The following is a 21,780-nucleotide window of genomic DNA, read 5'->3' as shown; positions in this document are numbered from 1 at the left end:
AACGTCATATTTTTCATAAAGATAATTCAACTGGTACGATTAGTTCTTGCGATTAAACACAAATGATGTAATCATTTTGTTAAAATAAACAGCGTGTAAATTTTTTATTAACGAACACGTAAATGAATGTATTTGGAGAAGGTAAACCCATGACAAATAAGCCTAGCGCATTTAAAAAAACCTCTTTAGCACTGGGTGTCGCAACTGTAATTGCGGCAGCATCTAATAGCGTTTATGCCGCTGATTGGAATTTTGGAGACCTTGAAGTAAATTTAGATTCTAACTTTACATTGGCTACCAGTATTCGTGTTGAAGATCGTGATTTTGATTTAATCGGTAACAGTAACCACCCTCAGTTTGATTGGACTGGTTATGATGCAGCGACTAATGTCATTTATCCTAGTGCGGATGTTTGGGCACTATCAGACGGCGGTTATTCGACTAATGGCGACTTAGGCAATTTAAGTTTTGATCCGGGAAAAGCGTTTTCAACGCAGTTTGTAGGCTTGCATGAACTAGACCTTCGTTATGGAGACTACGGATTCTTCGCAAGGGGCTTTTACTTCTACGACTTCGCATTATCGGATTCTGATCGTGATTGGGCCAACCCAATTACCGGTACTACCGTTGATCCATGTCGCGATTCAAGTGCGAGTGAAGAATTATGTAGCGACATTAGAATGTTAGATTTCTTTGCTTACGCTGACTTTTATGTTGGTGATGCGCCCGTTAGTATCAGAGTAGGTGATCAAGTAGTAAGTTGGGGTGAGAGTACCTTTATACAGCATGGTATCAATACGACTAACCCTGTTGACGTAACCCGAGCACGAGCGCCTGGGTCAGAATTAAAAGAAGTGTTCATTCCTGTGGGAATGGTTTACGCATCTATAGGCCTTACCGACACTATTAGTGTTGAGGGTTATTATCAGTACGAATACGAACGTTCTAGACTTCCTGTTGCTGGTAGTTATTTTGCAGGTAACGATTTTGCTGGTGAGGGTGGTTCTTTTAACAACATTCAATTGGGCTTTACCGGTAATCCTGATATTGATGCCGATACTTTGTTAACGCAGTTAAATACCTTAGGTACTCGATTAGCGAGCGGCCAAATTTCACAAGCCGATGCAGCTCAAGCTTATTTAGCCTATCCCACCAAAGTTGCGGTGCGTGCGCGCAGTGATGCAGCTCACGATGACGCGAGTGATTCAGGACAATACGGTCTTAAACTTTCGTGGTTCGCATCAGACTTAAATGAAACTGAGTTTGGTTTTTACCACATTAACTATCATTCTCAACGTCCATTGGTATTGGGTATCACGTCTGATTTTAGTCAAGCGAGCATAGGTCGAGATTTGACCATGTTGGCGACGACCACAATTGATCGCGACAACCTGCAAGATTTAAACGCATTTACCGAAACGCGTTTCTCATATCCAGAAGATATTAAACTTTATGGTATAAGCTTTAACACTACCGTTGGTGAAACTGCCCTTGCTGGTGAGTTTGCATATCGCCAAGACGAACCCTTACAAATCGATGATGTAGAGTTACTATATACGGCAATGCCTGAGCAACTCGCTGCCGCGGGACTACGCCCTGATTTGGAAGGCATTTCTCAGTTGAAAAACATTGGCCGAGACGTAGGTCCGGGCGAGACTGCTGATGGCTTTTTATTGTCAGATACGTGGCAAGTACAAATGACAGCGTCACATGTTTTTGGTCCTAGATTTGGTACCGATAACTTCATATTACTAGGCGAAGCTGGTTATGTAAGAGTAGAGGACTTCCCAGATCCAAACGTTATTCGTTTAAACTCGCCAGGTACGTCTAGAACGCCATCGCTTGAGCCTTTGAACGGAAATAGTCGTGAAGGCTTGCATGTTGGCTTGTCGGATGGACCTGAAACAAATCCGTTTTCCACTCAAGGAGCATGGGGTTATAGACTTTTGGCTGTAGCTGACTTCAATAACGTGTTTGCCGGCATGAATTTACGAGCCCGCGCCACATTCGCACATGACGTTAAGGGTACAACACCTGACCCATTGTTCTTGTTTTTAGAAGATAGAAAATCAGCAAACTTAGGTTTTACTTTCGACTATTTGAGTAAATGGTCATTTTCTGCTTCATATAGCGCATTTTGGGGTGGCATAGGCACAACAAATGCTTTGTCTGACCGTGATTTCGCTTCATTCAATATTAAATACGCTATTTAAGGACCTATATATATGAAAAAATTTGCTTTAATTGCAAGCAGTATTGCGATAGTAGTAGCTAGTCAGCCAGCACTTGCAAAAGTGTCTGAAGCTGAGGCTGCAAAACTAGGTCAGAGTTTAACACCCGTGGGTGCAACAAAAGCTGGCAATGCAGATGGCAGCATTCCCGCGTGGAATGGTGGTATCACCAAGGCGCCTGCAGGCTATACTCCTGGCGACTTTCACATAGACCCGTTCCCAGACGATAAGCCATTGTTTACGATAACTGCGGCTAATTATAAGGAACATAGTGACTTTTTAACCGATGGCCAAAAGAAGTTATTTGAAACTTATCCAGACACTTACAAGATGCCTGTTTATCAAAGTCGAAGAACGGCTTCAAACCCTCAGTTTGTTTATGATGCAACCAAGCAAAATGCATTGAATGCAGAACTTCTTCAAGGTGGTAACGGTCTTCAGGGCGCGGCGATTGGTATTCCTTTCCCAATTCCACAAAGTGGTGTTGAAGCGATTTGGAACCATACATTGCGTTACCGTGGACAAGCCGTTCAGCGTTACGGCGGTCAAGCGGCGGTTACTTCAGGTGGCGATTACAACGTAATCGGCTTTGAAGAGCAGTTAATGATAAAATATGCAGAAAACGGTATGACTGCAGCACAGTTGACTGAAGAGAATATTTTATTTAAATTTAAGCAAAGGGTAACTAAACCCGCGCGATTGGCTGGTACTGCACTTTTGGTGCATGAAACGGTAGATCAAATTAAAGAGCCACGTCAGGCATGGACGTATAATACAGGGCAACGACGTGTTCGTCGTGCGCCTAACATCGCATACGATGCACCAGGTACTCAGGCTGATGGTTTACGTACTACTGATGATTTTGACATGTTTAACGGCTCACCTAACAGATATGACTGGAAATTAGTTGGCAAACGTGAACTTTACGTGGCATATAACAACTATGCTATTCATGGCAATAATGTGAGTTACGAAGATATTCTTCACACCGGTCATGTAAATCCGGCATTAACTCGCTTTGAAAAACATCGTGTTTGGGTCGTAGAAGCTAATCTAAAAGAAGAGTTTCGTCATGTTTATCAAAAGCGTGTTTTCTACATTGACGAAGATAGCTGGCAAATCCAAGTAGCCGATATGTACGATAATCGTGGCGAGTTGTATAGAGTTGGTATTGCACATGGTGTAAATTATTATGATGTACCTACGCATTGGTCTACACTCGACGTATATCATGATTTAAATTCTCGTCGCTATTTAGCCATAGGCTTAGATAATGAAGAGTCGATGTATGACTTTACCATTGAACTTGATGATAGAGAGTTTACGCCCCAAGCGCTAAGACGTGAAGGCAAGCGTTAATCGAAGAAACGGTTGGCAGTGCCAACCGTTTTTTCATTTTAAGTGAGACAGTGTGAAAAAACAGATATTCATTGCAGCAGTGTTAGCAGGCGCTATGAGCTTGGTTCAAGCACAATCAGACGAGCAATCGTTTATGGCTCCTTTGGTTAAAGAGTCATTATTGCTTGGTGCGGCCACTGCAAAATCGAGTGTAATTGTAGGTGAACGAGGGCATGTTCTTGTAAACAAGAGCCCCGATGATTTGTCTATTGCAAACTTTACACAAGTTGTTGTGCCCACCAAAGCTACCCTAACAAATGTTTATAGTATCGATGAACTTGTGTGGGCCGTGGGGCATGATGCGACGATAATTAAATCCCTTGATGCGGGAGAAACTTGGACGCTAGTGCAAAGCGATCCCGATTTGGATCGACCATTGTTGAGTGTGCATTTTTTTAATAAGTCTGAAGGTATCGCTGTTGGCGCATATGGCTTATTTTACCGCACAGTCGATGGTGGTGACACTTGGGCCATAGAAAGGCATCCTAGTATGCTTTCTGCTGATGACAACGACTATCTCAATAGCATTAAAGAGGATGAAGCTTTTTATTTAGAAGAACTTTCCTTTATTTCGCCTCACCTCAATCAAATATCATCAAGTCAATCTTCTGTCTATGTCGCTGGTGAGGCTGGTTTGATAGCAATAAGTAAAGACAAGGGCATGACTTGGGAGCGCCTAGATATTGATTATCAAGGTTCCTTTTTTGATGTTGCTAACGTTGCGCCCGACCAAGTCTTAGCGGTAGGTTTGCGCGGAAATATGTTTGTTATTGACGATAACGATTATCGACTTATTCCTACCTGCCTTACGACTTCACTAAATGCTGTTATTAAGGATAATGACATGGTTTACGTGCTTGGTAATAATGGCATTGTATTGCGCATTGACCCATCTAAACTCGAGTCACAAGATTTACAAGCTGCTAACAGTGAAGGTTGTCAACAACACATTGCAATAACAGCAATTGAAACCGAATTTTCAGATGCTATTTTAACCGGTATGGCTGCAAATAACCGCTTGATCGTGGTTACAGGTGGCGGTTTGCAAACAGTCGCAATAGAAGAATAAGATGAATCCATTTGTTAAAAAAATAGAAGCACTCGTTTTCGAAAACCGCATGGTCGTGGTAATTTTGTTTTTGCTATCGACGGTGTTTCTGGCCTATCAAGCATCCTTACTGAAGTTAGATGCCGGTTTTACAAAAAATATACCGCTCAACCACGAATATATGCAGACCTATATCAAGCATAAAGAAAACTTTGGTGGTGCGAACAATATCTTAGTGTCGGTATGTGATAAAAACCAAACAATCTATAATCAAAACTTCTTTGATACCTTAAAAGATGTGCATGATCAGTTATTTTTTATTGAAGGCGTGAATCGCTCTCTTGTGGTGTCACTATTTGCACCCTCAACTCGTTTTACCGAAATTGTCGAAGGTGGCTTTTCTGGCGGCCCTGTTATACCCGCAGATTTTGATTCTTCAAACCCCGCTTCATTACAAATAGTTCGCAAAAATATCGATAAAGCCGGCATTGTTGGACGTCAAGTATCAAGTGACTCACGTTGCGCTATGGTAACTGCGCAGTTGCTCGATATAAACCCTGAGACTGGGGAAGCTCTCGACACACTTGAAATTGCAGGGAAACTTGAGCAACAATTACGCACTGAATTTGAAAACGACAAAACAAGCATTCACATCATTGGCTTTGCCAAAATGATTGGTGATGTTGCCGACGGTGCCAAAGACGTTGTGATGTTTTTCGCAATTGCTATCGCGATTACAGCAATCATGGTCTATTTTTTCTGTAAGTCTTTGGTGCTCACCTTTTTACCACTTGCGTGTTCGATTGTAGCGGTTGTTTGGCAGTTAGGCTTATTAACCCTGTTCGGTTTTGGTATGGATCCGATGTCTATATTGGTACCGTTTCTGGTCTTTGCTATTGGGGTGAGTCATGGCGTTCAAATGATAAACGCTGTAGGAAAACAATCCGCCAAAGGGATGTCAGTAAAAGCAGCAGCGCGCCATGCCTTTTCGTCATTGCTCGTGCCTGGCGGAGTTGCACTGCTTTCTGACACTATTGGATTTATGACCCTATTGGTAATAGATATAGGCATTATCAAAGAGCTAGCCATAACGGCGAGTATGGGTGTAGCTGTCATTATCCTTACCAATTTATTGCTACTGCCCGTGCTTATGTCCTATGTGAAGCTATCTGATTCTCATAAGGAAAAATATTCGAGCGAAGCCAAGGACTCTAGATTTTGGGTGCTGGTGTCTCGTTGTGCGTCACTGAAGACTTCGGTCGTTATAGTCGCGATTACCAGTGTGTTATTTGCGTGGGGCATATATCAATCGCAAGACTTGAAAATAGGTGACCTGCATGCGGGGGCTCCTTCGCTGCACGAAGATTCGCGCTATAACCAAGACACCTTTTTAATTACTGACAAGTTTGAAATCACGGTCGATTATATATCGGTGATTGTAGAGGCAACGCCAGAGGCTTGTACTCGCCATGATGTGATGACTGCTATTGATGAATTTCAATGGAAAATGCAAAATATTGAAGGCGTGCAATCTGGCATTTCACTGGCGTCCGTTGCAAAACAAGTGAACGCAGGCTACAACGAAGGTAATCCTAAGTGGCAGGTGCTGCCACGTAACCAATCGACCATGGTTCAAGCGGTTTCTCGTGTGCCTAGTTCGTCGGGCTTACTAAATCGAAATTGCTCTGTTATGCCTGTAATTTTGTTTATGGAAGATCATAAGGCTGAAACGATCAACAAGGTCGTAAGTGCAATAAAAGAAATTAGACAAGAGTTTGAGAGTGATGACTTGCAGTTTAAACTTGCTTCGGGGCCTGTTGGTGTAATGGCTGCAACCAATGAAGCAGTGGAAGCCGCGCAAGATCCTATGCTCTATTACGTATTTGGCGCAGTAATTCTCTTATGTTTGATTAGTTTCAGGTCTCTTCGCGCAACATTAGCCGTAGTCATACCGCTTTATGTGGTCTCTGTACTGGCACAAGCCTTAATGACCTACCTTGAAATAGGCCTAACGGTATCAACCTTACCTGTTATCGCACTAGGTGTTGGCATTGGCGTAGATTATGGCATTTACATCCTATCGACTATGTCTGAGCGCCTAAAAGCTGGCTTGGATGTCCAATCAGCTTACATGGCCGCGCTAAAAGAACGAGGTAGTGCAGTTCTATTTACCGGTATAACCTTGGCTATTGGCGTAAGTACTTGGGTGTTTTCAAGTTTAAAATTCCAAATGGATATGGGGATCTTACTTACCTTCATGTTTTTGGTAAATATGTTGGGCGCTATTCTTGTACTCCCAGCGATTGCAAGATTATTGTGGTTCAATTCTCATAAAAAATAATTTTGCGTAATTATGTAAAAAAGGACCAATATGGTCCTTTTTTTATGCAGTTTCATCTAATGAGTATGCAAAATGTAAAAATTGCGTTAATAATAGCTGGTAAAGCATTAATATTTTTAGGAAAATGGCGATAATTAAATGTTATTGCAACTAATTTTTTACTAATCAAGGCGAGTATACGAATATGTCGGTTACGCACCATCAGCATTCAGTACTGTTAGAACAAGTTTTCTCTCTTATCAACGATAAAGTTGATGCATCAGAATCAAATAAGGTTATTCAGTTTGGTAATCTCCTACTAAAAACTATGTCGTTTGACGATCTCGATGGTCGAAGTGATAGTGACCTCTACGGCGCAATTTTAAGCCTTTGGAAATTATTGCAAAGCAAAAAAGGTAGTGAACCATGTATTAAGGTATTTAACCCAGAAATAGCCAAACATGGTTGGCAATCGTCGCATACGGTGATTCAAATTATTGTCGATGACATGCCGTTTTTAGTCGATTCAATAAGAATGGCCATTAACCGTTTAAATATCACAGCACATTTGATTTTACATGCGCCTATGCACTTCACTCGAGAAGCAAATGGAAGCGTTGCGGGTTTTGTCGAGCAGTCAGAGCGTGACGCGAAACACAATTCAGAGACGGTATTTTTAATTGAAATAGACCGCCAATCACGCCCTGAGTTTGTAAAAGAACTCACCCTTGAATTGCATTCGGTCGTAAGTGAAGTGTCTCTTTCAGTTGCTGATTGGCAACCTATGCGAGCTAAGCTCACTGACATTACTAAAAACTTTGATAAATCTAAAAGCAAGGCATCTGCTGCGGTTAAATCCCAAGGAAAGACTTTTCTTAATTGGCTAAACGACCATAACTTCACGCTGATGGGCTATCGCTATTATGATGTAAAGGCGATTGAAGGAGACCACAGGTGGCGCCCGGTCGACGACAGCTCTTTAGGTCTTATGAAAAACTCCATAAGTACACGCGAAAGAGTATTGTCAAATATACCGGCCAGTGCAAGAGATGAAGCGCTAAGTAGCAACCCTTTGATGTTAACTAAAACGAATACTAAGTCGCGCGTACATCGTCCTGCATATATGGATTATATTGGCATAAAAGAGTTTGACTCTAAGGGTAATGTAAGTGGAGAGCACCGTTTCCTTGGTTTGTATTCTGCTTCTTTTTATAATTCTAGTGCGACTGATTTGCCAATGTTGCGAGAAAAAATAGAAAGAATGTGCGAGTTATCTGGCTTTGAGAAGGGAACTCATGCCTATAAAGCCTTTGTGAATATCGTAGAAACTTATCCTCGAGATGAATTAATTCAAACGCCCGATCACGAATTAGCGCAAATCATTCTAGGTATCTTTCAGATGCAAGAAAGAGGTATGTCTAAAATATTTGTCCGTAAAGAGGCATTTGGCCGCTTTATTTCTTGTATGGTGTATGTTCCTCGAGAACGATACAACACACAATTAAGAAGAGAAACTCAAGAATTGTTACGACGCTCATTCAAAGCGAAGGGTGACGTAGAGTTTAATACTTATTTTTCAGAGTCAGTTTACGCAAGAACGCATTACATTGTGCGTGTTGACAACAATAATTTGGAATTTGATGTGAACGAGATTGAAAAGAACCTGATTGAACTCACTAAAACTTGGCAAGACAAGTTAAACAGTAAAATAGTATCTGTCTACGGTGAAGAGCAGGGCAAGGCAATCGTGCAAAAATACAACAGTGCCTTCACTCATAGTTATGCAGAACAAAATTTGCCGAGTGCTGCCTTAGTTGATATTCAGCGCGTAGAAATGCTAAGTCGTGAAAAAGCGCTCGATATTTTGTTTTATAGACCACAAGAAGAGATTGCACAAAGCAATATCGTTAAATTAAAGCTTTATCACAAAAATGAACCGATTCATTTGTCGGATGTGTTGCCAATTCTTGAAAACTTTGGACTTAGGGTCGTTGATGAAAGTCCTTACAAAGTCAGCAATGATAAAGGGGAAATTAGTTGGATTATGGATTTCACCATGATCTATAAGACGAGTGGAAATTTTGACATGGAGAAGTCGCAAGAGCTTTTCCAAAAAGCTTTCACCTCAACTTGGGACGGAAATCTAGAGGACGACGGTTTTAACCGTTTGATTTTAGGGGCAGGCATTACCGGAAGGCGAGTGACCATTGTACGTGCCTATGCAAAGTATATGCGCCAAATCGGTTCATCTTTTAGCATCGACTATATTGCCAATACGATGGCAAGTTACCCTGAAATTGCAAAGTTATTGATTGAATTGTTTAATCAAAAGTTCAATCCAAGTATTCGTCGTAATAAAACGAAGGTAGAAAGCATCAAAACGAATGTGTTGAGTAAGCTCGACTCAGTATCCAATCTTGATGATGATAGGATCATTAGACGTTACTTAGAGCTATTAAACGCAACATTGCGAACAAACTTCTATCAAAAAAATGAAGCAGGTTTTTACAAGCCCTATATATCGTTTAAGTTGTTACCAGAACTCATCCCCGATATGCCTTTGCCGGCGCCTAAGTTTGAAATCTTTGTGTATTCACCTAGAATTGAAGGTGTGCACTTGCGCGGTGGTAAAGTAGCGCGCGGGGGCTTGCGCTGGTCTGATCGCATGGAAGACTTCAGGACTGAGGTACTAGGCCTTGTTAAAGCGCAACAAGTAAAAAATACGGTTATCGTGCCAGTAGGTGCTAAAGGTGGTTTCGTTTGTAAAAAAATGCCTGTGGGCGGTGATCGTAAAGCGATTCAAGCAGAGGGACAAGCCTGCTACAAAATATTTATTCGAAGCTTACTTGATATTACCGACAATATTATTGACGGCAATGTAGTCCCGCCAAAGGACGTAGTGCGTTTGGATGAAGACGACCCATATTTAGTTGTTGCTGCAGATAAAGGTACCGCGACTTTCTCAGATATCGCTAACGGTATCTCTCAAGAGTTTAAATTTTGGTTGGGTGACGCGTTTGCTTCAGGTGGAAGCGTAGGTTACGACCACAAGAAAATGGGAATTACTGCCCGAGGCGCATGGGAGTCAGTTAAACGACATTTCAGAGAAATTGGTATCAATTGCCAAACAACGCCATTTACTTGCGTGGGTATAGGCGACATGTCGGGTGATGTTTTTGGTAACGGAATGCTAGCCTCTGAGCAGACTAAGATTGTCTGTGCATTTAACCATATGCATATATTTTTCGACCCAGACCCAGATCCAGCTGCGACCTTTAAAGAGCGTCAACGCTTGTTCAATGATCCTAGTTTAAATTGGGACGACTACGATAAAAGCCTTATTTCCAAAGGCGGAGGTGTTTTCAAGCGTAGCGATAAATCGATAAAGCTTAGCCCAGAAATGAAAAAGTGGCTAAATACACGCCAACAAAGCATGTCTCCGGTAGAGCTTATTCACAATGTGCTAAAAATGCCAGTGGATTTGATTTGGAACGGTGGCATTGGTACTTATGTGAAAAGCAAAAAGAATCACATTCTGATGTAGGTGACCGAGCTAATGATTCACTGCGTGTTAACGGCGCTGATGTAAAGGCCAAGATTATTGGTGAAGGTGGCAATTTAGGGCTCACTCAACTGGGGCGCATAGAATATGCAGCAGCTGGCGGACGAGTAAACACTGATTTCATCGATAATGTAGGTGGGGTAGATTGTTCAGATAACGAAGTTAATATCAAAATATTGTTAAATACAATCATGAACAACGGTGATTTAACGCTTAAACAGCGAAATAGTTTGCTGTATGACATGACCGACGATGTTGGTGATATTGTTATTCAAGATTGCTATCGTCAAACACAGTCCATCTCAATTACTCAAATGATGGGCGTAAAACAACTTAAAGAGCAATTGCGTTTTATTCATGGTCTTGAACGAGATGGTTCACTAAATCGTGAGTTAGAGTTTATTCCTTCTGACGATGAAATTTCAGACCGTGTGGTTACCGGCCAAGGTCTAACACGTCCTGAACTTTCGGTTTTGATCGCATACGGAAAAATGGTACTCAAAGAAGATTTTAAAGTCGTATCGATTACCAACAACCCATATTATAATCGCTATTTGCTTAATGCATTTCCTAAAGTACTTAGAGAAAAATATGCCAATGAGATGCAAGAGCATCCACTTCGTTCAGAAATCATTGCGACTAAATTGACCAATGAAATTATTAATGACATGGGCTTAAATTTTGTCCATAGAATTAACGAAGAAACCGGTGCTAGTGTGACTGATATTTGTAACGCGTATTCCATTGTTAAAGCGATATTTAACATGGGGAATTTATGGGAAGAGGTTGAAGCACTGGATAACGAAATTTCATCAGCATTGCAACTTGAAATTTTAGATGGAATGAGAAGAACGCTAAGGCGCACTGTGCGATGGTTTATTCGCCATGGCGAGAAGAGTATTGGTATTGAACAAGCCATTGCTAAGTACCAGCCTGCTTTTACCACAATTAGTGCCAACTTAAGGTCTTACTTGGTTGAAGAGGAAGTGAAAGAAGTTGACGAACGTTGTGCTCACTTAGTGTCGAACAATGTTCCTAAAGAAATTGCCTATCGTGTGGCGTGTTTAGGTAACTTGTTCTCGGTACTTGATTTGGCCCAAATTGCAGAGTTAGAAGATAGACCTGTGGATGTAGTGGCACGTGTATATTATCAACTTGGTAACCAATTTGAGTTACATTGGTTCTTGACCCAAATTATCCAGCAAAGTGTTAGTAATCATTGGCAGGCTCTTGCTAGAGCTTCATATAGAGAAGAGCTAGATTGGCAGCAACGAGCAATTACGATGGTTTTATTACATTCGGCACCAGAAAGTAAAGACGCCGATAAAATACTTAGTGATTGGGTTAGCGCAAACAGTGAGAAATTATCTCGTTGGCAGCATATGATGACGGAGTTCAAAACCTCCGATAATCACGAGTTTGCTAAGTTTTCTGTCGCCTTACGTGAATTGATGCTGTTAAGTATCAGCGCAAACCATTAAACTATAGCTCGAAAAAGTAGACAGCCCTGCTTGCAGGGCTTTTTTATAGCTAGGATAAATGTGTATTCAATAGTTCAAAAGTCATTAATGTGTTGTGATCCCGAATGGAGTCACGATTTTTCAATGGAATTTCTCAAGCGGTCTCAACATAATCTGTTGAAAAATATTTATGCCCAAAATGTTGATAGTAAACCTGTCGAATGCATGGGACTGCAGTTTAAAAATCCTATTGGCCTTGCTGCGGGTTTAGACAAAAATGCCGAATGCATAGATGCCTTCGATGCTATGGGATTTGGCTTTATTGAAGTGGGTACTACAACCCCTAAAGCGCAGGCTGGCAATGACAAACCGCGTATGTTTAGGTTGCCAGAACATGGCGCAATTATTAACCGAATGGGCTTTAATAATAAAGGCGTTGACTATTTAGTTGATCAAGTAAAAGCGAGTCGCTATAAGGGCGTACTTGGCATCAATATAGGCAAAAATAAAAATACACCTGAAGAAAACGCGATTGACGATTATTTAATTTGTATGCGCAAAGTATACGAATTAGCCTCGTATATTACGATTAACATATCTTCACCAAACACCCCAGGCTTGCGCAATTTGCAATATGGCGACTTATTAAAAGCTTTGCTCAATGACCTGAAGCAAGAGCAACATAAATTACATCAAGCGACCGGTAAATACGTGCCATTAACGGTAAAAATCGCCCCTGACAACAGTGAAACTGAAATACAAGACATCGCCGCTGCGTTGATTGAGACAGGCATGGATGGCGTTATTGCAACCAATACTACACTCGCACGCGACGCGGTAGCAGGGCACAAACACGCCAATGAAATGGGTGGTTTAAGTGGCGCAATACTGACGAGTCAAAGCAACCAAATCACCAAATATCTTCATAGCGCGCTTAAGGGCGCTATGCCCATCATAGGCGTTGGTGGCATTAGCAATTGTGATGATGCAAAAGAACGCTTCGCTTCTGGCGCGAGCTTGTTACAAGTTTACTCCAGTTTTATATATCAAGGCCCAGCGCTAATAAAAGAACTCATCAATGCATAAATTTATAGTAACAGCAGCAAAAGGGCTTGATGAATTACTCAAGCTTGAAATTGCGGATATGTTAAATATTCCAGATGATGAAAGACAAGCTTTTGCGAGGGTGCAACCTGGCCAGGTTAGTTTTGAAGCTGAATTAAAAGACGCTTATAAAATTTGCATGTGTTCGCGCTTAGCAAATCGTGTATTGATTGTGATGAATGAAGGCAAAGCAAGCAACGCAGAAGAGCTTTATAAAGTTGCCGCACAGGTTGATTGGCCGCAGCAGTTTAGTGCAAATACATCTTTTGCAGTGCAATTTGTTGGCGTTAGTAAGGCAATAAATAATACACAATTTGGTGCCTTAAAAGTAAAAGATGCCATTGTTGATGCATTTGTTGAAGATGGCCAAGCTAGACCAAACGTTGAAAGGCAGTTTCCAGAATTTCAAGTTCATGTGCGTCTTCGTAGAGAATCAGTGGCCATTTGCATCGATTTGTCGGGAACAAGCTTGCATCAACGTGGTTATAGAGAGGCAACAGGCGATGCTCCTTTAAAAGAGCAATTAGCCGCGGCAATTCTATATCGTAGCGGTTGGCACAAAGATAGCAGCAAAGCCTTACTTGATCCGATGTGCGGATCAGGCACCATTGCAATTGAAGGCGCTATGATTGCTGCGAATATCGCACCAAACATTGATAGGCAATTATGGGGCTTTAGAAACTGGTTTGGACATCAAAAAAGTGAATTTGAAGCGGTAAAAGCAGAAGTACTAGCTGCGCAAAAAACGCCTGAAGGCCCAATTTACGCCTTTGATATTAGCACTTCCGTACTTGATTACGCGGTAAGCAACGCCGAAAACGCAGGTGTTGTAGATTATATTGACTTTAAGCAGTGTGATGCTTTGCACGCTAAAGTAAAAGAAACCGAAGGCTATATAGTGAGCAATCCACCTTATGGTGAAAGGCTTGACGACTACGTAGGTTTATTGCCCCTCTATACTCAATTTGGTGCACATTTAAAGGCAAATTTTGCCAACTGGAAAGTGGCCTTATTAAGTTCAAATGAACAGTTATTAAAAGCGCTTAAACTAAGAACCCATAAACGCTTTAAATTGTTTAATGGTAAAATTGAAACGGTACTAGCGCTTTATCAGTTAACGGCAGAGAATTTGCAGGCATTTCAAGCAAAACCCAATGAAGATGAGTTTAGCAACCGCCTAAGTAAAAATCTTAAACGTTTATCGTCATGGTTAAAACGCACCGACACCAACGCTTATCGCGTTTATGATGCAGATTTACCCAATTATAACTTTGCTATAGATATATATGCCGACTGGGTCATTGTGCAAGAATATGCGCCACCTAAAACGATTCCTGAGGGCATTGCACAAGAACGTTTAGCGCAAGCGCTTTTGCATATACCTCATATTCTTAAGGTTGATAAAAAGCGCATTGTGCTGAAAGTGCGCAAAAAGCAAGAGGGCAAGGCACAGTATCAAAAGGTAGATGCAAAACAAAAACGTATAGAAGTGCATGAGCATCAAGCTAAGTTTTTGATCAATCCTAGTGATTATTTAGATGTTGGTTTATTTCTTGACCATCGTATTACTCGTCAGCGCTTTGCATCAATGTGCCGAAATAAACATGTCCTCAACTTATTTTGTTATACCGGCAGTGTTTCAGTGCATGCGGCCATGCATGGGGCAAAATCAGTGACCTCGGTAGATATGTCGAACACCTATATTGCGTGGGCAAAAGACAATTTTGCGGCTAATAATCTCAGCGGTGCTTATGAGTTCGTACAAGCTGACTGTTTAGTGTGGTTGAGTCGCCAAAACACGGCGCAAAAATTTGATATGATGTTTATTGACCCACCTTCGTTTTCAAACTCAAAGCGTATGGATAATGATTGGGATGTGCAAAGGGATCATGTTGCCTTGCTAACAGATGCTAAAGCAATGTTAGCAACAGGCGGGAAGATATTTTTTAGTAATAACTTGCGTAATTTTAAAATAGATAGTCAGGCACTAGAAGCGCTTGGCTTTAGCCTAGAAGATATTACTCGCCAAACCATCGATGAAGATTTTAAACGCAATCAAAAAATTCACCATTGCTGGGTATTAAGCGCATGAAACTAACACTTTATACTGGCCCCCAATGCGGCTTGTGTGAACAAGCGCAAGATTTGATAGCGCAATTAGATATCCCCGTAGAGCTTGAAAAAGTGAACATCAGAGATAGCGCAGAGCTATACCATCTTTACGCAATGCGTATTCCTGTTATCAAGAAAAATAATGATATTGCTATTGGCGCTAATGATGACCTGGGATGGCCATTCTCGCTGGCGCAATTAAGAGATTTTGTAAAATGAGTTTATTGCAACTAAAGCAAGCCAGTATTTTGTTTGGTCAACCACCTTTGTTGGACCAAGCCGAGTTTGTACTGCATGAAAAGGAAAGGGTTTGCATTGTAGGGCGTAATGGTAGCGGCAAATCAACCATGCTTAAAATATTAAGCGGTGAAGTTAAGCTAGATGAAGGGCAGCGCATTGGTGCCAATCACGTAAACATAGCTCGATTGGCGCAAGACCCACCTACCAACAACGATATTAGTTTGTTTGATTATGTAGCAGAAGGTTTAAGCGAAGATGCCCAAGTTATTAAAGCCTACAACGCACAAATACATAAAATTAGCGAAGATAGCAGTGAAAGTGCCTTAGCTGAGTTACAGCGTTTACAAGAAATCTTAGATGCTAACAATGGCTGGCAAACAGAACAACGCATTAGTAATGTGCTTACGCAACTTGGATTAGACGGCGAAACCAGTTTACAGGGCTTATCTGGCGGCTGGCGTCGCAAAGCGGCTTTGGCCCGCGCGCTGGTATCGCAACCCGATGTATTATTACTAGACGAACCCACCAACCATTTAGATATTGATATGGTGAAATGGTTAGAAAAAACACTCATGTCTTTTCAAGGCTCAATTGTGTTTATTAGCCACGATCGTGCGTTTATTCGCAGTATGGCGACACGCATAGTGGATATTGACCGCGGCTGCGTTACGTCTTATCCGGGTAATTATGAAAAATACTTAGAACAAAAAGCGCATGATTTGGAAATTCAAGAAACTCATGCGCGCGAGTTTGATAAGAAGTTAGCGAAAGAAGAGGTTTGGATACGTCAAGGTATTAAAGCCCGACGAACCAGAAATGAAGGCAGAGTAAGGGCACTTAAAGCCTTACGAGAAGAATTTAAAACTAGGCGCAATCAGCTTGGTAGTGCAAATATAGTCAGTTCTGTTGGCGTTAAATCAGGTAAACGAGTTTTTGAGCTTAAGGACGTAAATTACCAGTATGACAGTAAGCCAATTATCAAACATCTTGATGTACTCATTAATAGAGGCGATAAAGTTGCCTTTATTGGACCAAATGGTTGCGGTAAAACAACGTTAATTAAGTTACTGCTAGGACAATTAGAAGCGCAAAGTGGAGAAGTATTCAGGGGTGCTAATCTTGAAATTGCCTACTTTGATCAGCACAGAAACCAGCTCGAATTGGATAAACCGCTAATTGATGTTATTGCTGATGGCAAAAGGGAAGTTGAAGTTAATGGTTCGCCTCGTCATGTTATAAGTTACCTGCAAGACTATTTGTTTTCTCCTGAACGCGTTAATGCGCCAGTGTCGACTCTTTCTGGCGGTGAAAAAAATCGCTTAATGCTTGCGAAGTTGATGCTCAAGCCAAGTAATTTGTTGATTTTAGATGAACCAACTAATGATCTCGATGTCGAAACGCTGGAATTACTAGAGTCCTTGTTGGTAGATTATCAAGGCACGCTTTTATTAGTGAGCCATGACCGAGAATTTATCGACAATGTGGTAACCTCAAGCCTGTTTTTTGAAGGTGATGGGAAGATATCTCAATTTATTGGTGGCTATCAGGATGTACACGATTGGTATGTGAACCGTAAAGCCACTGAAGAAGCTGCTGCCACGGCGCAAGCTTCTAAGCAAAAGCAGATAAAAGAAAAGCCTAAATCGACACAATCGACTACTCAGGCTAGCGCTAAAAAGTTATCATATAAAGATCAGCGCGAATTAGAAAATTTGCCCAAGCAATTGGAAGTATTAGAAGAAAGCTTAGAAAAATTACAACTGGAAGTTAGTCAACCAGGCTTTTATAGTCTTGACGTAACTAAAACTCAACCTATATTGGACGAGCTTGCCCAGACGGAGGACGCATTAGAAAAGGCGTTTGCACGTTGGGAAGAGTTAGAATCATTACAGAATAATTTGTAGTAACAGGAAATTTCATGAAATTAAACCGCATAACAACTTTGTTAATGCTAAGCAGTTTACCGCTTTTGGCGAATGCCGCGCCATATACAATTGAAGAGCTCCCAACCGAGGACTTGTCATTAAATCAATTTGGTAGTGCAATTGATAATACAGGTTTGGTCTTGGTGACCTTGAATAGCCCATTCAATCCCCCAATTGATCTGTCATTAATAGACCTATCTATTTTTACATTGAATGATCCAGACGGCGCTGCACAGGGAGATTTTGACGATACAGATTACAATGTCCTTGGTAGTTATATTTATTCACAAACGTCAAACAACAGTTTGACGGGTCAAAAACTAGCATCACAAATAGTCTATAAAACTGACGGAACTGATGTTGATTATGTATTTGGGTTAGACCAAGAAACTGATGGTACCAATGGTTTTACCTTTGCTCAAAGAACGACTATTGCTGGCTCACAAAATGGTACTCACATAGTAGGCACCATGGCAGGCCCTTTTAGACAGCTTAATCATACAACTGAAGGTGGTGTAGAAGTTGTTTACACGATTAATGACTTTAATTTGCGTGGTTTTATTCAAGTAGGTGATACGGTTACTGAGTTAGTACCTGATGATCTTTCTGGTGGCGGCGTTAGCACTGCCAAAGCAATAAATGCTGGTTTGCAAGTTGCAGGGACCACCAGCATTGGTCCGCAAGCGTTATTAAGTGAATCAATAGAGCAGTGTTTGGACGACGATGAGCGTCCTCTTGATGAACCCGCTGATGTATGTTTATACAGAATTCGTTTAGCCAGTGACAGTTTTTCTCAGTTTACAAATCGTCGAGCATCAATTTGGCAGGTAGACTCAACTGGACAAGTATTAAGCCAAACAAACTATGGCTTGGTATTTGAGCCTGATGACGATGTAACCATTGCCCTTTCAACTGAAGCAAATGATATTAACGATGCTGGCGTTGCGGTTGGTGCAAGCTCGGCGCCTGTATCTACTACCTATGCCAACACCGCGGTAGTTTTTGAAAACGGTGAAACGATTCGTATTATAGAAGACGAAGACTTAATGCCAAATACAGCTACAGGTATTAACAACAACGGATATGTTGTAGGTTATCAATCTAAGCTTGTATCACGTGTGTTTAAAACAATTATGTTCGTTCATAATCGTTCTACGCAAGAAGTTGAGTTCTTAGATGGTTTTTTTGTAAATTCATCAACAATTCCAAGAGCAATCAATAATCAAAACCTTGTAGTAGGAGAAGCAGAGTCAGAAGCCACGCAAGGAACAAGAAGAAGAAGTGGCTTCATATACAATATAGAAGAAGACACTTTTACTAATTTGAATGCGCTAATAAGTTGTGATGCTGACATGGACATCGTTGCCGCAAATGACATTAACGACAGCGGCGAAATCATTGCTGATGCCTTAGTAAAAAGACCTGCCCGTGATTTAAGAGGCGAAGTCTTGCTAGACTCTGACGGGCAAGAAGTTTTAGTTGATAGCGTTGTAGCGGTTAAACTAACGCCTACAGGTGAAGCGGCCAGCGATTGTGACTTATCTGAGGAAGACTCTTCATTAGCCGAAAGACAAGGTGCAGGTGTTGGTTTTTTGACGATTGCGGGATTATTACTCATAAGTGTGTTCAGGAAACGCAACATTTACACTCAATAAATCATGCTTTCAGTGTAACGTAGGATGTACATCCTAAAATAAACTTTATAAGCGCAAAGTCCCTCTAACCGTGACTTTGCGCTTTTTTAATTACTTTTTTGCATATTTTACCTTTTCATTAGCACCAAATATTACAAAAAAAAGCTCCTAGGTTTTTCAAGTAGTTATATAACTTAATCACTTTTTCCCGCTTCACATTGTTGAACTATCTAACTCATGGGTGTACTAATAAATTGTAGGGACTTGGTATTGCACAAGTGGGCCTATGTCATTGATAAGAATGACAGTAGGCAATTTTTTGACACTGCATAAACGATAGTAGAAAGTGTCACTGCAAGCAGTAATGTTACCCGCAATAAATGTTCTCTACTTTATTTATTTAACCAAGAGAGGCTATTAATGAAAAGACAAAAAAGAGATAAGTTGACCAGAGCACATTCCAAAGGTTATCAAGCCGGTATTGTCGGTCGTTCTAAAGAGAATTGTCCATTTCAAGAATCAAATGCAAGAGTAGAGTGGCTAGGAGGCTGGCGAGAGGCCTTTGCAGACAGGCACGCTGGTTTAAGATAGTAAATAAAACCCAATTAAACAAAAGCCCGTCATTACGACGGGCTTTTTGATTTAAACAAGTTTTTTTTCACGCTGCATTAAAAAGCAGAAGTATCTTGGAACAGACCCACTTTCAAATCTTTAGCGGTGTATATCACACGACCATCAACCGCAACCGAGCCATCTGCTAGTCCCATAAACAATTTACGTTTAATGACACGTTTAAAATCGATTCTATAGGTAACTTTTTTAGCGGTGGGTAATATTTGCCCTGTAAATTTAACTTCACCCACGCCTAACGCTCGTCCTTTGCCAGGGCCGCCCGACCATCCTAAAAAGAAGCCGACTAATTGCCACATGGCGTCAAGTCCTAAGCAACCGGGCATAACCGGGTCTCCAGGGAAATGGCAATCAAAGAACCATAAATCAGGCGTAATATCTAACTCGGCCTCTATAAAGCCTTTATCGTTTTCACCGCCGTCTTCACTTATGATGGTAATTCTGTCCATCATTAGCATGTTAGGGGCAGGTAATTGACTGTTGCCTGGACCGAATAGCTCGCCTGTACTACAAGATAGTAATTCTTCGCGGGTAAAACTGCTTTTATTCATCGTCATGGTATTTTCTTTTTAAGTTGTTGTAACATTATCATTATCCGCTAATTTAGCGAACACTTGTACGCTAAACAACTCTGAACAGTTAAAAAGATGAAAATAATTTAAATTTTGATCTACACTAACAGCATAAGTCACAAATAAAACCGATATGAAAAATAAAAAATTAGTCGCAAACGCAGAAAAACAAAAGCGTTTTAGAGAACGTCAAAAAGCCTTGGGTAAAAAAATGGTACGCGGGTACATTACACCTGACGCGATGGACAACTACAAAGAAATTGTAGAGAAAACCGGTTGGACTGATAACGATATTATATCCAACTCGTTACGCATAACCTATGCAGCCTATAAAAACGGGCAGATCCGTTTTTTAAATAAATGGTTGCAAGAAGACGACCGTAAGAAAAAACTCATGGCAAGAAAAGAACCTAAAGAAACGAGTTAAATTTTTGTGGCGAGTAAAAAAGGGGTCAGTGTCACTTAATCCTTAAGACCAATTTTGCTTAGCGCTGTTTTTGGAGTTTGTTTCAATGAACAAATTAACTTTGGCATTTTTTAGTTTATATTTTGTTTCGTTTACGACTAACGCTTCAAATTTAACCTGTAAAATTGAGCAGGCAAGCAAAGAAGAACTCTCTGCTCTTGTAGCAAGTCCTCAATCATCAAATACAACGGAATACTTTAAGTGTGATGAAGTGTTTTTCGGCCAAATCAAAAAAGGCCCGTCTAATCTCTGTTTTTTTGATGAGTTTGTGATTGATGGAAGAGGTGTCGTCAAACTCGGAAGGTACTGGGGAGGTATTGAAAACTGTCAGAGTCATTCAAGTCCACAGTTTTTGTTTTTCGAAGATTATGATGATTCTAAAAATTTAATACTAGTCAACCGTGCATATGATTTTTGGTTATCATTAAAAAAACAAAAAGCCTCATTCTTACGCGCAAATATTGGGTGGTATGAGAGAAATTTCTATGATGAATTTAGTGCGTTTTTCGATATTATTGATACTTCTTCTGAGAAAATTCGAATCTACAATACTTTAAGGTATGACTTGACTGATGAAAATTTAATGACATTTACGCTCAGTGTAGGTGAAAACAAATGGTTCGTGGATGTCCGTTTTACGAAGGATATTAACATAACAGGAATATATAGAGTCGTAATATAGCAACTACACTTTTGATGACTTGTTTAAATTGGCAAGTGGGCAATTAACAATGGCAGTGCAGGCGCACCTGACTACATAAAAGACGCCAAAGGCAGCACTATTACCGCTGTCTATAATGACATTGGCGAAAAACCCAGAAAAAGCGGACTACTATTGCTTAGTACAGAATTGTAAAATCTCTATAGTGGTTTATATTGAAGAATTGACGAAATATTAACGGAATCAATACGCTCACCGTTAACGGTTTAAAGCAAACCGTTTATAACAAACACAATAAACCCATGACCCTCGTTAAAAACGGCACCACGCCTACGTTTAAATACGGCGCAGATGGCATGCGTTACAAGCAAACGAAGACAACCGAGGCGCCACTACCGTGACCTAATATGTAGGAAA

Annotated in this window: 13 protein-coding genes and 1 pseudogene; 13 read left to right on the top strand and 1 reads right to left on the bottom strand. The window is 40.8% G+C overall.

Annotated elements, in window-relative coordinates; all coding sequences use genetic code 11:
- Positions 1–149 precede the first annotated feature (149 nt).
- From AC0L6H_RS16380 to rmf, 11 genes and pseudogenes are all read left to right on the top strand, one after another.
- A complete protein-coding gene (locus AC0L6H_RS16380; RefSeq protein ID WP_473390225.1) occupies positions 150–2,213 on the top strand; it encodes a DUF1302 domain-containing protein in 2,064 nt (687 codons plus the stop codon).
- Between the two features lie 12 nt (positions 2,214–2,225).
- Positions 2,226–3,590 carry a DUF1329 domain-containing protein gene (locus AC0L6H_RS16375; RefSeq protein WP_473390224.1) on the top strand — a complete coding sequence of 455 codons (1,365 nt, stop codon included), beginning with the start codon at positions 2,226–2,228 and terminating at the stop codon, positions 3,588–3,590.
- 52 nt (positions 3,591–3,642) lie between these two features.
- Positions 3,643–4,698 carry a WD40/YVTN/BNR-like repeat-containing protein gene (locus AC0L6H_RS16370; RefSeq protein WP_473390222.1) on the top strand — a complete coding sequence of 352 codons (1,056 nt, stop codon included), beginning with the start codon at positions 3,643–3,645 and terminating at the stop codon, positions 4,696–4,698.
- Position 4,699: 1 nt separating this feature from the next.
- Complete coding sequence (locus AC0L6H_RS16365; RefSeq protein WP_473390221.1) at positions 4,700–7,018, top strand: efflux RND transporter permease subunit; 2,319 nt, start codon at positions 4,700–4,702, stop codon at positions 7,016–7,018.
- A 184-nt stretch (positions 7,019–7,202) separates the two neighbouring features.
- Positions 7,203–12,040: pseudogene (locus AC0L6H_RS16360) on the top strand (NAD-glutamate dehydrogenase).
- A gap of 60 nt (positions 12,041–12,100) precedes the next feature.
- On the top strand, positions 12,101–13,105 hold the full coding sequence (gene pyrD, locus AC0L6H_RS16355) for a quinone-dependent dihydroorotate dehydrogenase (RefSeq protein WP_473390220.1): 1,005 nt from the start codon (positions 12,101–12,103) through the stop codon (positions 13,103–13,105).
- Positions 13,098–15,215 (top strand): bifunctional 23S rRNA (guanine(2069)-N(7))-methyltransferase RlmK/23S rRNA (guanine(2445)-N(2))-methyltransferase RlmL, encoded by a 2,118-nt coding sequence (gene rlmKL, locus AC0L6H_RS16350; protein WP_473390219.1) that lies wholly within the window; start codon positions 13,098–13,100, stop codon positions 15,213–15,215. Before pyrD ends, rlmKL begins: the two co-directional genes overlap by 8 nt.
- Positions 15,212–15,454: a glutaredoxin family protein gene (locus tag AC0L6H_RS16345; RefSeq protein ID WP_473390217.1), complete on the top strand. Its 243-nt coding sequence runs from the start codon at positions 15,212–15,214 to the stop codon at positions 15,452–15,454. The genes rlmKL and AC0L6H_RS16345 overlap by 4 nt, the downstream gene beginning before the upstream one ends.
- A complete protein-coding gene (uup, locus tag AC0L6H_RS16340) occupies positions 15,451–17,379 on the top strand; it encodes an ATP-binding cassette ATPase Uup (RefSeq protein ID WP_473390216.1) in 1,929 nt (642 codons plus the stop codon). Before AC0L6H_RS16345 ends, uup begins: the two co-directional genes overlap by 4 nt.
- A 14-nt stretch (positions 17,380–17,393) precedes the next feature.
- Positions 17,394–19,055, top strand: coding sequence for a DUF3466 family protein (locus AC0L6H_RS16335; protein WP_473390215.1), 1,662 nt, complete (start codon positions 17,394–17,396; stop codon positions 19,053–19,055).
- A gap of 399 nt (positions 19,056–19,454) precedes the next feature.
- A complete protein-coding gene (gene rmf / locus AC0L6H_RS16330) occupies positions 19,455–19,625 on the top strand; it encodes a ribosome modulation factor (RefSeq protein WP_473390213.1) in 171 nt (56 codons plus the stop codon).
- A gap of 77 nt (positions 19,626–19,702) precedes the next feature.
- Here rmf and fabA read toward each other — a convergent pair whose 3' ends face one another.
- On the bottom strand, positions 19,703–20,221 hold the full coding sequence (gene fabA, locus AC0L6H_RS16325; protein WP_473390212.1) for a bifunctional 3-hydroxydecanoyl-ACP dehydratase/trans-2-decenoyl-ACP isomerase: 519 nt from the start codon (positions 20,219–20,221) through the stop codon (positions 19,703–19,705).
- A 148-nt stretch (positions 20,222–20,369) separates the two neighbouring features.
- Here fabA and AC0L6H_RS16320 point away from each other — a divergent pair, with 148 nt between their 5' ends.
- Entirely contained in the window at positions 20,370–20,663 is a 294-nt protein-coding gene (locus AC0L6H_RS16320) for a hypothetical protein (RefSeq protein ID WP_473390210.1), read from the top strand.
- Positions 20,664–20,748: 85 nt separating this feature from the next.
- On the top strand, positions 20,749–21,384 hold the full coding sequence (locus AC0L6H_RS16315; RefSeq protein ID WP_473390209.1) for a hypothetical protein: 636 nt from the start codon (positions 20,749–20,751) through the stop codon (positions 21,382–21,384).
- The last annotated feature ends 396 nt before the right edge of the window (positions 21,385–21,780 follow it).

Source organism: Glaciecola sp. G7-5 (assembly GCF_055808975.1).
The sequence above is the reverse complement of the archived record's forward strand: the minus strand, read 5'-3'. Positions and strand labels throughout refer to the sequence as shown.